The sequence below is a fragment of the Vreelandella mediterranea genome, assembly GCF_970647075.1.
On the sequence record NZ_OZ310198.1, the window covers coordinates 3,490,300 to 3,503,836 of the forward strand.

At 57.9% G+C, this 13,537-nt stretch carries 11 protein-coding genes; 1 reads left to right on the forward strand and 10 read right to left on the reverse strand.

Features of this window, described 5'->3' with window-relative positions; genetic code table 11:
* Positions 1-451 precede the first annotated feature (451 nt).
* From ACWFVE_RS16120 to ACWFVE_RS16160, 9 genes are all read right to left on the reverse strand, one after another.
* Positions 452-1,090 (reverse strand): Imm43 family immunity protein, encoded by a 639-nt coding sequence (locus tag ACWFVE_RS16120; RefSeq protein WP_447530274.1) that lies wholly within the window; start codon positions 1,088-1,090, stop codon positions 452-454.
* 443 nt (positions 1,091-1,533) lie between these two features.
* Positions 1,534-2,379, reverse strand: coding sequence for a sulfurtransferase (locus tag ACWFVE_RS16125; RefSeq protein ID WP_447530275.1), 846 nt, complete (start codon positions 2,377-2,379; stop codon positions 1,534-1,536).
* 187 nt (positions 2,380-2,566) lie between these two features.
* Positions 2,567-3,640 carry a porin gene (locus tag ACWFVE_RS16130; RefSeq protein ID WP_447530276.1) on the reverse strand — a complete coding sequence of 358 codons (1,074 nt, stop codon included), beginning with the start codon at positions 3,638-3,640 and terminating at the stop codon, positions 2,567-2,569.
* A gap of 171 nt (positions 3,641-3,811) precedes the next feature.
* Complete coding sequence (locus ACWFVE_RS16135; protein WP_447530277.1) at positions 3,812-4,105, reverse strand: hypothetical protein; 294 nt, start codon at positions 4,103-4,105, stop codon at positions 3,812-3,814.
* A gap of 163 nt (positions 4,106-4,268) precedes the next feature.
* Entirely contained in the window at positions 4,269-5,873 is a 1,605-nt protein-coding gene (locus ACWFVE_RS16140; RefSeq protein WP_447530278.1) for an ABC transporter ATP-binding protein, read from the reverse strand.
* 9 nt (positions 5,874-5,882) lie between these two features.
* Positions 5,883-6,815, reverse strand: coding sequence for an ABC transporter permease (locus tag ACWFVE_RS16145; RefSeq protein WP_447530279.1), 933 nt, complete (start codon positions 6,813-6,815; stop codon positions 5,883-5,885).
* A gap of 12 nt (positions 6,816-6,827) precedes the next feature.
* Positions 6,828-7,754 carry an oligopeptide ABC transporter permease OppB gene (gene oppB, locus ACWFVE_RS16150; protein WP_447530280.1) on the reverse strand — a complete coding sequence of 309 codons (927 nt, stop codon included), beginning with the start codon at positions 7,752-7,754 and terminating at the stop codon, positions 6,828-6,830.
* A 64-nt stretch (positions 7,755-7,818) separates the two neighbouring features.
* Positions 7,819-9,405, reverse strand: a complete 1,587-nt coding sequence (locus ACWFVE_RS16155; RefSeq protein WP_447530281.1) for a peptide ABC transporter substrate-binding protein — start codon at positions 9,403-9,405, stop codon at positions 7,819-7,821.
* A 137-nt stretch (positions 9,406-9,542) separates the two neighbouring features.
* Positions 9,543-11,033, reverse strand: a complete 1,491-nt coding sequence (locus ACWFVE_RS16160; protein ID WP_447530559.1) for a peptide ABC transporter substrate-binding protein — start codon at positions 11,031-11,033, stop codon at positions 9,543-9,545.
* Positions 11,034-11,512: 479 nt separating this feature from the next.
* Between ACWFVE_RS16160 and ACWFVE_RS16165 the strand changes: the two genes are divergently transcribed.
* Positions 11,513-12,682, forward strand: a complete 1,170-nt coding sequence (locus ACWFVE_RS16165; protein WP_447530282.1) for an MFS transporter — start codon at positions 11,513-11,515, stop codon at positions 12,680-12,682.
* Positions 12,683-12,692: 10 nt separating this feature from the next.
* Here the strand turns inward: ACWFVE_RS16165 and ACWFVE_RS16170 are convergent, their stop codons facing one another.
* Positions 12,693-13,448, reverse strand: coding sequence for a glutaredoxin family protein (locus tag ACWFVE_RS16170; RefSeq protein WP_447530283.1), 756 nt, complete (start codon positions 13,446-13,448; stop codon positions 12,693-12,695).
* Positions 13,449-13,537: the final 89 nt, after the last annotated feature.

Here is a 13,537-nt window from a genome sequence, read left to right on the forward strand (position 1 = left end):
TTAAATCGAGAGGGTGCTGTTTAAGGAAAATAGGAGTTTATTTTTTGGCTTAGACATTTTCCACCCAAACTTATTGGGCTCAATTTATCCAACCCTAGCGACTTTAATTACTCCTATAAAGCTACAAAGCGGAATGAATCTATAAAAACCTATAGAGCTACTTATTAGACTAATAAAAGAAGACAGCATTGTATGAACAAAACTGTAACTTCGCAAAGAAGACAGCTTAACCTCATAGCTTATTCCGAACCAGCAGGGTGGAAGGCTTGTTAGTAAAGTGCAATTTTGTTTGATTCAGTGTCTCGTAAGTGCAGGTAAATAGAGCCAATTTTTTTCGAGACCATCTCTAACACCTATTAACCTGAAAACCTTCAAAGGGATTATTTGATGTATGTCAAATAAATGAGATGGATCCTTAACCATTCTATTACTATTGCTCCGAACGATATTTTTAAATAACAACTTCGCCAATGACTCGGCACCTTACCAAACCAAAAGAATTCGCTAGATTCTCTTCAAGCAACGACTGGTAAATTTCATCACTCATAAAGAAAACATTCCATATGGTATCTTCTATCCAGATGTCCAAGCCATTCAATGCTTTATCACTTAAAGCAATAGCTTCTTTAATACCAGCTGAGGATGGCGTCCAACCTTCTACATATGGATGTCTATCAACTTTAGGAGAATATTCAGGAAGGAAGGTGTCTTTTCTTTCACTGAAAATTAAACAGAAGTATTTACCTTCTATTTGAGTTTCTTGATCATGGTGATATAGTTCTACGGGGTGTAATCGTGTGCGCCCTAGTTCAAAAAGTTCAAGAATTTTCGCGATTTTATTCGACACTATACAGTACCCTGCCCCATGAAAAACATTAGGGAGTTTTTTTGGAGCCTGTTTGGTTCCACAATACATTTTCGAAGGGAGTTGATCGCTGGGAACATATAAAGCTTTTGAAATATTTGTCCTTACCTTCGCTGCGGATTCTTGATCAATCAGAGAATCATCGCTGTCGAAGTGAAATACTTTTTGTGAGTTTGTAAATACGTACGAAGCCCAAACAGAGGTTTCTAAAGTCTGAGGATTCATGATATCTCCATAGGCATAGAGGAATTTTAAAAGTCTTAATAATCAATAGCTTAGATTTTTAAGTCGTTATTCTATACCGGGTGAATCATATATTTGCATGACATTTATGTCCATGTGGCATTTTGATATAAATAACTATAAGAACTTTTAAAAAGATAATTTTTCTCTATCGCTTCATAATATTGGCCATTGGAGCGGCTCAACTACTTTTGCAATCAAAGCTACTTATAACTAAAACACTCTAACTTATAGATTTTAATAATATCTAGTAAAGTTCTCTTGTCAGGTATAAAAATTGAAACAGTATTTACAGTCTTTACATGGCCGGAGGCTATTACTTACGTACCCTCGGGTTTATTACAGCTATTCACTCAGCCGCACCTGATCGAGGCCATAGGCTACCGGCAGTTGGAACGGCTCTTGAAAGGCGGCTGAGGGTTACGTTAGCTGCGAGGCGTATCTTCTGCGTAGCGCCCGCTCATCACCCAAGCCGTCCAGGAACCATCGAAAAGCGAAAGGTGTTCGTAACCGGCAAGCTCGGCCGCGACCCAGAGGATACAGGCCGTAATACCGGAGCCACAGCTGAAGGTCAGGTGATCCGACGGGTAAAGCGCTTGGCCGAGCATGAGCCGTGAGATCTCTTCCGGGCTCTTGAAGTGGCCCTTTTCCAGAACCTCTGTGAAGGGAAGGTTATGTGATCCCGCAATATGCCCACTGGGAAGCTCGGGGCGGGGCTCGGCCGCTGCGCCGGAGAAGCGTTCGCCGCTTCGGGCATCTACCAGCTTGAAGCGTGGCTTTGCAATATTGTCGCGGACGTCATCGACGCTCATCACGCTGCTATTGGCCTTGAGTACCGGTGGTGCGGCCAGCGGCTTCGGCGTCGTATAGCCCTGCTGAACCGGCAGCGACTGGGCCAGCCACTCGGTCAAGCCGCCGTCGAGCAGGCTCACGTTGGTAAAGCCTGCCTGGGTCAGCAGCCAGTAGGCCCGAGGGGAGGAGTAAACGCCCCGGTTATCGTAGATGACGATGTCGTCCTCGGGCGCCAGACCGAGCCTTCTGCACGCCTCTTGCAAGCTCTCCAGGGCGGGCAGCGTATGGGGAAACGCCCCGTTGGGATCGGAAAAAACCTGCTCGATATCGAATTCGATCGATCCGGGTATTTTACGGTCATCCTGCGCGACGTAAGCCGCGATAGGGCTATTGGGTAGCGAGGCATCCAGCACTTTGGGCGGTGCGTCACCGTTCAGGCGATCCCAAAGATGTTGGGCGGCGAGCAGAATATCGGACATGAAAGGAAGCTCCCGTTGGTTGGTACATTGACTATACAACGCTCACCGGGCACCGCGCGCGGCCAATTTAGGGGCCAGTGCATTACGTGAGCGAGCCTGGCCAGCGCCGGCAAGCGGTGGCGGTTTGACACAAAAAAACCCCGCTCGAAAAGCGGGGCAAAAAGCTAGTTAGCGAGCGGGACAGCGCCTAGTAGTTGTAGCGCACCAGCAAAGAGGTGCTGTTGGCGTTAATGTCGTCGCCATTGGCATCTTTGGAGTCGTCCAGGCTGTACTCCGCCGAGAGGATCAGGTTGTCGTCCATCAGGAAGTAAGCGCCGCCCAGCAGGTAAAAGGCGTTACGGGCGCTGGAGTCGTCATCTTCCAGGCGGTTGAAGCCGGAGTAGAGCTCGAACTTGCCAGGGCCTACGTTTTCGAAGGTGTAGTGGGCTACGCCTTCATAACCCCGCGCAGTATCGACGATGCCGCTGCCCTGCTCTTCCAGGCCGGAAAAGGTGCTATCGAACACCGTATCGCGGTACTCACCGGCGGTCAGCGCGAAGTACCAGTTGCCCGGGGCATAGTTAGTGCCAAACAGCGCTGCGTTGGCATCGGCGCTGCTATCTGAGCCGCTATCCAGGGTGCTGTCGATATTGCTGTGCTGCACGGCCACGCCGACGTTCCAGTCATCGGTCACCGCGTAGCGGGCCACACCCTGGGCGCCGTACTTGCGCTTGAAGCGCTCGATGTTGCTGTACTCGGGCACCTCGGCATCGAATTCGCTGCCTTCGATCTGATACATCAGACCCACGGTGAGCTTGTCGTAGGTGTTCTGCCAGGAGATCGCGTTGTCGGCGCGCCCCAGGCCGTTTTCGCCACCATCGCCACTGAAGCCCGCATTGAAGCTACCCTGGGCGGCGGCGCCGTTGATCCAGAAGTAATCCGTATACCAGGCCAGCATGTCGTACCATAGCGACCACTGTTTACCGATCAACACCGTGCCGTGCTCTTCGCTGCTCACCCCGGTATAGAGCAAACGCTTGAAGCGGTCGTTGGTGCCATCGGTAAAAAACGGATCGAAGCCCCATTCCGCGCGGGAGATCGTCGACCAGCCATCCGCCAGGTTGTACTCGTGCACCACGTTGATACGCGAGCCCGCATTTTTAGGATCGTTGTCGTTCTCGACGCCGTTCAAAAACGTGCTGGCGGCGGCAATCCTGCCCCCAATCTGTAATCGCGTCTCGGCGGTTTCGTACACCGTCGCCGCCTGGGCCGACTGGCTCATGGCCACTGCTGCGAGTACGCCTGTCACTGCAAAAGGTTTTATACGGTTAAGCATTTTTTGTATCCCTGACTTTATTTAATTTTATATAAATATTCCTATAAGCCAATCTATAGCGGCTGGGCCCATTTTTCGTACACCCGCCCTGCTGTCGCAAGCCGCTAAGCTATTTGGCTATCGCTCGTCTCTGATGCGGGCAGCGTACTCTTCAAGGGAAATGACGCCATCGGCATTGGTGTCATAAAGGTTAAAGCTGCCGCTAATTTCAGAGGAAGAGGAGGCTTCCGTCGGGTCGATCACGCCATCGCCGTCGGTATCCAGGCGATTGAACGCAGCTCTTACATCCGCCGGTATGGCATTTTGGGTCTTGGCTTCGGCAAAGCTGCCCTCGCCATCCCCATAGGGCAGCTGTGAGCAGCCCCCGAGCAAAATGATGGATCCCGTGACTAATGCTATTTTTATCTTCATTACAACGCTTCTCCTGTCGTTCATTTTAGTTTTACTACGCATCGGCAGCCGCTCACCGGGATAACCCCTCTCCCCCGGCCGCCGACCCCTCACGCCATGGCGTACCACGCCCTGGCACAAGTTCTTTCAAGTCGTCTTTTTTGTTGGCACATCAAGCGACTTTTCAAGCGACTTGGTCGTCATTAAGAAAGGCAGCCTCGAGCAGCGCCTGGGTATAGGGGTCCTGAGGACGATCGAAGATCGCCTCGGTGCTGCCCTGCTCCACGACCCGGCCCTCTTTCATTACCAGCACGTTATCGGCCAGGGCCCGGACCACGGCAAGGTCGTGGCTGATAAACAGATACGTGAGCCCGTACTTTTGCTGCAGATCGCGCAGTAGGCGAATCACGCTCATCTGCACCGAGCGGTCGAGCGCCGAGGTCGGCTCGTCGAGCAGCAAGAAGTCCGGCTTTAAAATCAGCGCCCGGGCGATGGCGATACGCTGGCGCTGGCCGCCGGAGAACTCGTGGGGGTAGCGCTTGCGCATCGCCGGGTCCAACGACACTTCTTCAAGGGACTCGATGACCCGTTCTTCCCGCGCCTGGCGGCCGAGTTCGGGGAAGTGGACCTTGAGCCCTTCGCTAATGATCTCGCCGACGGTCAAACGCGGCGAAAGCGAGCCGAAGGGGTCTTGAAAGACCACCTGCATGCGCGAGCGCAGCGGGCGCATTTGCGACTTGTCGAAGCCGGTGATGTCGGTATCTTCAAAGCGCAGGCGCCCGTCGCTTTTCAAAAGCCGCAGCAGGGCGCGGCCCAGGGTGGACTTGCCGGAGCCGGACTCACCGACGATGCCCACGGTCTGCCCGCGGCGCACGTCGAGACTGATGCCATGCACCGCCTGGAAGTACTCGTTCTTGCCGAACAGGCGTTTACGCACCGTAAAGCGCACCTTCATGTCGTCGGCTTGTAGGATGACCGGCGCGTCGTCGGCCACCGGCAACTTGCGCCCGCTGGGCTCGGCGTCGAGCAGCATGCGCGTGTAGTCGTGCTGGGGCGCGGTGAACACCTCTTCGGTCGTCCCGCTTTCCACCAGCTCGCCCTGGCACATCACGCAGACCCGCTCGGCAAAGCGACGCACCAGACCCAAATCGTGGGTGATGAATAGAATCGCCATGCCGTACTGTTTTTGCAGGTCGCGCAGCAGATCGAGGATCTGCGCCTGAACGGTGACATCGAGGGCGGTGGTGGGCTCGTCGGCGATCAGTAACCGCGGCTCGCAGGCCAACGCCATGGCGATCATTACGCGCTGACGCTGGCCACCGGAAAGCTCGTGCGGGTAGCTCGCTACGCGCTTGGTAGGCTCGGGAATACCGACCTGGGTCAACAGCTCGACCACGCGGCTGCGTACGGCGCTACCGCTCATCTTGCGGTGCTTTTTGAGGACCTCGGCGATCTGACGGCCAATCGGGTGGAGCGGATTGAGCGAGGTCATCGGCTCCTGAAAGATCATCGAAATATCGTTACCCAACAGGCTTCGCATCCGCGCATTGGAGGCCTCGACCAGGTTCTCCCCTTCAAAACGGATCGCCCCGGAGATCTTCGCAAGGCTCGGCAACAGCCGCATCAGCGCGGTAGACGTCACCGACTTGCCCGACCCCGACTCGCCCACCAGCGCCAGGGTCTCGTTTTCGGCAATGCTGAAGCTTACGCCTTTAACCGCCGAGACCGTGCCGTTGGGCAGCTCGAAATCCACCTTGAGGTTATCGACTTCCAGTAAAGCGTTGGACATCCTGGCCTCCTAGCGGGTACGTGGGTCGAGGGCGTCGCGCAGCCCGTCGCCCAGAAAATTGAGACAAAAAAGCGTTACGGCCAAAAATACCGCGGGCACAATCAGCATCCAGGGGGCCCCTTGCATGTTGGAGGTCCCTTCGCTGATCAAAACGCCCCAGCTGGTCAGCGGCTCTTGAACGCCCAGCCCCAAAAACGAAAGGAAGCTTTCGAGCAAAATCACCTTGGGCACCGTCAACGTCACGTAGATGATCACCGGCCCGATAGAGTTGGGAATCAGGTGGCGGGTAACGATCTTGGAATCCTTCACGCCGAGCGCCTGGGAGGCCTCGACGAACTCGCGGCGCTTGAGCGCCAGAGTCTGGCCACGCACGATACGCGCCATATCCAGCCACTCGACGGCGCCGATGGCGGCGTAGATCAGCAGGATATTGCGCCCCAGTACCACCATGAGCAGGATGACCAAAAACATGAAGGGCAGCGAATACATGATGTCGACAAAGCGCATCATCAGGTTATCGACCCGCCCGCCCAGGTACCCGGCAATGGCGCCGTAGAGCACGCCGATCACCAGGCTTACGAAGGTCGCCACCAGTGCCACGGAAAGCGAAATGCGCCCCCCATAAAGCGTGCGCGTCAATAGATCGCGGCCGTTGGCATCGGTGCCCAGCAAGTGAAACCCTTCGGTGGTGGGCGGCACGCCAAAGGCGCTCCAGTCCACTTCGGCAAGCCCCCAGGGCAGCAAAAACGGGCCAACAATACACACCAGCGCAATCAGCGAAAGCACGATGATACTGGCCATGGCGGCGCGGTTTTGGCGCAGCCGGCGCCACGCTTCCTGGCCCAGGCTCTCGCCCTTGAGCGGCGCTTTGGGCGGGTTGGGGCCATCGCCGCCAACGCCGTTACCCGGCTGCTCGTCAGTGGCGTGATAAGTAGAGGTCATAACGCGCTCCGTTCAATCGTCATAGCGGATCTGGGGGTCGAATAGCGAATAAAGGAGATCGACGATCAGGTTCATCAAGACAATCAGTACGCCGTAGAACACCACCGTTCCCATCACCAGGGTGTAGTCCCGGTTGAGCGCGCCCTGGACGAAGTAGCGGCCAATGCCCGGCAACCCGAAGATCTGCTCGATCACCACGGAGCCGGTGATGATGCCCGCAATCGCCGGCCCGAGATAAGAGAGGATCGGCAGCATCGCCGGGCGCAGGGCGTGGCGCAGAATCACCTCGCGCTCGGTGAGTCCTTTGGCCCGGGCGGTGCGGATAAAATGACTGCCCAGCACCTCGATCATCGAGGCGCGCATCATGCGGGCAATATAGGCGATCTGCTGAATCGCCAGCGCGACCACGGGAAGCACCAGGTTGGGCAGCGCGCCGCCGTTCCAGCCGCCCACCGGCAGCCAGCCCAGCACGATGCCGAAAAACAGCGCCATCAGCGGCGCAATCACGAAGTTGGGGACCGCAATGCCGCCCAGCGCCACCCCCATCAGCGTGTAATCCACCGCGCTGTTGCGCTTCAAGGCCGCAAAGACCCCCATGGGAATCCCCAGCAGCAGCGCCAGCACGATCGCCAGCGCACCGAGCTGAAGGCTGACCGGAAAGCCCTGGAGCAGCAGGTCGCTGACCGAGAAGTCCTTGTAGACGAACGAAGGGCCGAAATCGCCCTGGGCGAGGTTGCCCATATAGCGCAGGTACTGCTGCCACAGCGGCTCGTCCATGTGATAGGCGGCCATCAGGTTGGCCTCGATCTCCGGCGGCAGTTGGCGCTCGCCATCGAAAGGCCCGCCCGGGGCCATGCGCATCAAAAAGAACGACAGCGTAATGACGATCAGAAGCGTCGGGATCGCCATGGCAAGGCGTTTGGCAATATAAGTCAGCATGCCTCTGCCCTTTTTGGCTGACGATCGTGCAGGCCAGGTGCGGCGTGGTGTGCCATCTCGGTGTCTACTCCTCGAGCGTGATGTAACGAAGCGGGTGAACGTCCAGCGGCGTGGCGTGCCAACCGGAAACGTTAGGCGAGACCAGCGCCAAATTGACGTAGTCATAAAGAGGCAGCAGCGCGTAGTCGTCGAGCAGCATTTGTTCGGCCTCGGTCAGCACCTCGGCCCGCGCCTCGGGGTCGAGAATCGCATCGCTGCGCGCGACCAGTTCGTCGTATTCGGCGTTATGGTAGCCGGTGCTGCGCGCCGAGGTGCCGCCGTCGCTATAGGCATTCAAAAAGTCGTAGGGGTCGTCGATGGTGGCGACCATGCCGTAGCGGGCCAGCTCGAAGTTGCCTTCATTGATGTTGGCAAAGTGGGTGGCGGCTTCGCTGTTGTTGAGCGACACCTCGACACCCAATGGCTGCCACATGGCGGCAATGGCCACGGCAACCCGGCGGTGATCGTCCAGGGTGTTGTAGCGCAACTCGACCTCGAGCGGGTTATTCGGCCCGTAGCCCGCCTCGTCCAGCAGCTGCCGGGCGCGCTCGAGGCGCTCGTCCATGGGCATATCGGCAAACGCCATTTTACCCTGAGTGCCGCCCGAGGTCGCCTGAGGGACAAACCAGTAAGAGGGCACCTGTCCCATGCCCAAAATCTGGTCGGCGATCACTTCGCGGCGGCTGGCGAGATTAAGCGCCTCGCGCACGCGTACGTCGCTGAAGGGGCTGCCCTCTTCCATGTTGAACATGTAGAAGTAGCTGGCGACCATCGGGCTCACCTGCAGCGCATCCGCCAGGTTTTCCTCGATCCAGCCGAACTGCTGGCCGGGCACGCCGCTATAGCTGATATCCAGTTCCCCCGCGCGGTAACGGGTCAGCGCCGCACTGGCGTCTTCGATGGGGTAGAAGATCGCCTCGTCGAGGGCGACGTCGGCGGCAGCGTAGTAGGCCGGGTTTTTCGCCAGGGTGATATGATCCTGAGGCTGCCACTGCTCAAGCTTGAAGGGTCCGCTCACCGGCGTCTGCCCCGGGGTGATCCAGCGCTGGCCCTGTGCGGTCACGTAATGTTCGGGCAGCGGCGCGGCCTCGGGCATCGCCAGCGCCTGCATGAACCAGGCGGCGGGCTTGGCGAAATGAATGCGCAGGGTGTGTTCATCCAGCGCTTCAACGCCCAGGCTTTCCGGCTCGGCCTCGCCAATATTGACGGCGTGAGCGCCTTCGATGGGGTAGTAAAGCTGGGCATTGTGCGCGGCAATCTCGGGGCGCAACAGGCGGCGCAGGCTGTAAAGCGCATCATCGGCGGTAATCTGCTCGCCGTCGGACCACTCGGCGCCCTCGCGCAAGTAAAGCGTCAGCGTGTCACCCGCCTCGTTCATTTCCCAGCGCTCGGCCAAACCCGGCACCAGCTCGCCTTCGGGGCCGTAGCTCACCAGGGTTTCGAACATCTCGCGGATGATGCGGGACTCCCAGACACCACTGGAGCGCTGCGGGTCGAGGGTACCCGGCTCCGCGCCGTTGTCGATACGCAGCGTCGCGGCCTGGGTGCCAAGGCTTGTAAGGGCCAGGGTCGCGGCACCGACGGCCACCGCCAAGCGGGTTAAATGGGACATACAGCCTCCTTTGTTTTAACCGGCTGAATCCTTTGGGACACGCACGGCTTCGCCGGCCTGGTGAGGCAAAAGCGATTAAAATCGGGAAATTGGCACTTTGAAGGCAAGGCCGGTCGTACCGGCCTTGCGAGCAGTGACTACTCGTCGAAGCTTACCCAGCGCGACGGATGGTCGTCCTGGATATTGTTCTCCCAGCCGGAGAGCGCCGGATTGACCAGGTTGCGGCTGACGTAGAACATCAGCGGCGCAAAGGCGTCATCCTCGAGGGCCATCTGCTCGGCCTGCTCGAGAATGGCCTGACGCTCGTCGAGGTCCTGGGTCTGCGCCGCTTCGTCCATCAAGGCGTCGAACTCGGGATTGCTGTAGGCGCCGTAATTGTTACCCACGCCACTTTGCAGCAACACCAGGAAGTTCTCGGCGTCGTTGTAGTCGGCAATCCAGCCAGCCCGAGCGACATCGAAATCGCCTTCGGCGATGGACTGGTAGTGCACCGTCGCTTCGGAGTTGATCATCTCGACATTGACCCCAAGCGGGCGCCACATGGCGGCGATGGCCACGGCAATGCGCTGGTGCTCATCGTTGGAGTTGTAACGTAGGCGCAGATTAAGAGGATTGCTTTGGCTATAGCCCGCCTCTTCCATCAGTTCCTGGGCGCGGGCCATACGGTCATCGAAGGACTCGTCGGCAATCGCCATCGGCTGCTGCTCGTAGTGGCTGGTGCCGGGCGGCACCAATGAGAAGGCGGTCTCGAAGGTGCCCTTCATCAGCTGCTCGGTGATCACGTCGCGGCGAATCACCAGGTTGAGCGCCTCGCGTACCCGCGCGTCCGTCGTCGGGTGGCCGTCGCGGTGGTTGAACACGTAGTAGTAGGAGCCCTGGTAAGGCGCCATCTGGGTGGCGTCGGGCAGGTTCTCCATGAGCCATTCATAACGCTCGGAATTATAGTCCCGAATGATATCCAGTTCGCCGGCACGAAAGCGCGAGATCGCCGCATTGCGGTCTTCGGTGGTGTGGAACACCACGCCGTCCAGGCTCACGTCGTCCGCGTCGTAGTAGGTCGGGCTCTTCTCGGTGGTGATGGTGGACTGCGAAATCCACTCGACCGGATGGAAGGCGCCGTTGGAGGCTATATGATCCAGATCGATCCAGCGCCGGCCGTGCTCTTCCACCAAATGCGCAGGCTGCGGGTAGGCGGTGTAGTGGGTCAGAAGCTGGGTAAAGTAGGGCGTCGGATGATTGAGCTCGACCTTCAGCGTGCGCCCGTCATCGAGCGACTCTACGCCCAGGGCCTCCAGCGGCTCTTCGCCCAAATTGACGGCCCGTGCGTTGACGATCGGGTAAAGCATGTAGGCGTATTTGGAGGCGTTGGAGGGGTTGAGCAATTGACGCCAACCCACCACGAAGTCTTCGGCGGTGACCGGCTCGCCGTCCGACCAGACCGCGCCTTCACGCATCTGGAAGGTGTAAGTCAGGCCATCGTCGGAGATCTCGTAATCCGTTGCCATGCCCGGCTGAAGTTCGCCATCCGGCCCTTCTTTGAAGAGGCCTTCGAACACATCCATGAGCACCTGGGACTCCCAAACACCCCCCGAGACCTGGGAGGTATCGAAAGACGCAAGTTCTCCCATCACGCCAATATCCAGTGTCTCAGCTTGAACCGATTGGCTCGCGAGGGCTGCAGACGCGATAAATACCGCAGTGGATAGGGCACGTTTGTGCATACCGCTTACAAGGCGCATAGTGATCTCCCAAGGATCTGATAAATATGGCTTATCTGGTTGTTGTGATATCGATAGGCGTGCGCTTGAAACGCTAGATCAGCTGGTTGCGCTGATGTTCTTTTTTAAGGATATTATGGTTTTTTTAATTAGCCGTCTAGCCAATGAAACAAATAATTCTCTTGAATAACTAATAACACAGGTTATTTACTTTAACCTAAACAAAACTTGGCCATTTAAACCAGTCAGCGATAATCGAACGATAAAATCACGTTGAGTGAACAGATTGACGTGTAGAAACCCGGCCGCGCCCGGGCCGCTGAGCGCCTTGCTTTTAGGTAGTATGGGGCGACACCTCGCCACCCTCCCTACTGGTACAGGAAGCGGCCATGCGGCTTTTAATACTCGCAAGCTCCACGAGTGCTTTTTTCAACCTGTACCAGTTACAGGCGATCTACCCCTGGCTTGCAGGCCGGCTCGATGCCAGCCTCACTCAGGCAGGTTGGCTCAACATGGCCACTCTTTTTGGCATGATGCTAACCGCCCCCTTTGCCAACCGCATTACTCGGGGGCGCTCCTCGTATAGCGCCATTTTGATGGGGGTCGGGCTTTTGATCGCGCTGAATGTCCTGCTGGCGTTCAGCACTACGCTGAGTGTCACCTGGTGGCTTCGCGTGGCCCAGGGCGTGGTCTTGCCCTGCGTTCTGACGTCTACCGTCGCGCTGCTGGCCCAGGCCGACAACGAGGCGCAGCGCGCCCGCCGGGTCGGTTTTTTTGTGGCCGGCACCATTATCGGCAGCACGTTAAGCCGCTTTTACCCCGCCTGGGCGCTGGATGTATTCGCCTGGCGCGGCGGGTTCTTGAGCTGCGCGGTACTTTTGGGGCTTTCGTGGCTGGCCATCTTCCGGCAAACGCAAACACAGCCGCTTAAGCTGGCGCCGCCGAGCGAGCAGGCGCCTTACCTTCAACTGCTCAAAAAGGCGCTTTTGGAGAACCGCCTGGCGGTGGCGTACTGCGTGGGCTTTACCCTGCTCTTTACCCAAAGCGCTGTCTTTACCGTGTTGGGGCTGCGCCTCGCCCAAGCGCCCTTCAACTACTCCTCTGCGCAGATCGGGCTGGTCTACCTTGCCTCCCTGCCCGCCATCGCCGCGGTCATCGCCAGCCCCAGGCTCTATCGAAACAGCAGCGAGACGCGCTTCTTTTTGCCCTTTACCGCGCTGCTGTGGGTGTCGCTGGCGTTCGCTAATACCGGTTTTTACACGAGCCTTTTAAGTGTCGGGCTCTTTGCCATTAGCACCTACCTGCTGCAAACGCTAACCACGCGTATGGTAAGCCGGGCGCAGTGCGTGCCCGCTTCGTTTGCAAGTGGCCTCTACCTTACTTTCTACTACGCCGGTGGCGCCCTGGGCGCCACGCTTGCCGCCTTCTGCTACAGCCATTGGGGCTGGGCGGGGGCCCTTGCGCTGGTGGGGGTAGTGCACGTGCTTACCCTGGTGTCGGTGCTTGCGCTGCTGGCCGCGGGCCGACGCCGAGACGCCCGCGCCGGCAAGAGCGAATAAACCGTGCTTTTTAGCCCAGCCACATGCGCAGCGGCATCCAAAGGCCCATGCCCACCATCACCAGGTTTTCGGTCAATGACACGAAACCCAGCGGCACGTTGCTGCCCCCGCCCACGCAGGCGCACTTGAGTTCGCGTTTGTCGATGTAAACCGCCTTGAAAACGGAGACCGCCCCCACCCCGCCGACGAAAAGCGCCAATGGCGCGGCCAGCCAAATAAGCGCCCCGGCCAGCATCAAAAGACCGGCCAGGGTTTCGATGAAAGGATACACGTAGCCGTAGGGCACGTAGCGCTGAGCGAGCAGGTCGTAGTTGACGAACATGGTGCTGAAACTTTCCACGTCCTGAAGCTTTTGCAGGCCAAGCAGCACCATCGCCGTGGCGATGGCGTACTCCGGCATACGCGCGCCCAGCAACGTGCCCTGAGCGGCCCAGCTCACGGCCAGGCCGATCAACAAGGCCACGGCGAAGATCGCCAGCACCGGGCGGTAGGTGGTGGCGTTGGGGTCGCGCACGCGCAAACCTAGATGCTTGCGTACGTCTTCGTAACCGCCGATGCGCGTGTCATTGATATAGGTCTGGGGCGTGGTCTTGACGTCTTCCCGCGCCTTGAAGGCGTCGATCTCCTCGCGGGAGGTCAGCCAGTGATCCTCCACCGTAAAGCCCTTGCGCTTGAGAAGATCCACCGTTTTCACACCAAACGGGCAGCGGTGGGTGGTCATGTTCATACGATAGACGCGGGCCGTGCCCTGGGTAGTACTTGCCATCGTCGCCTCCTGAAGGGGTCTTCGAGTTCATGGGGTTCGTCAATAAGCGTAGAACCTATGGGCAACACATGGGTCAAGGCGCGCCGGCC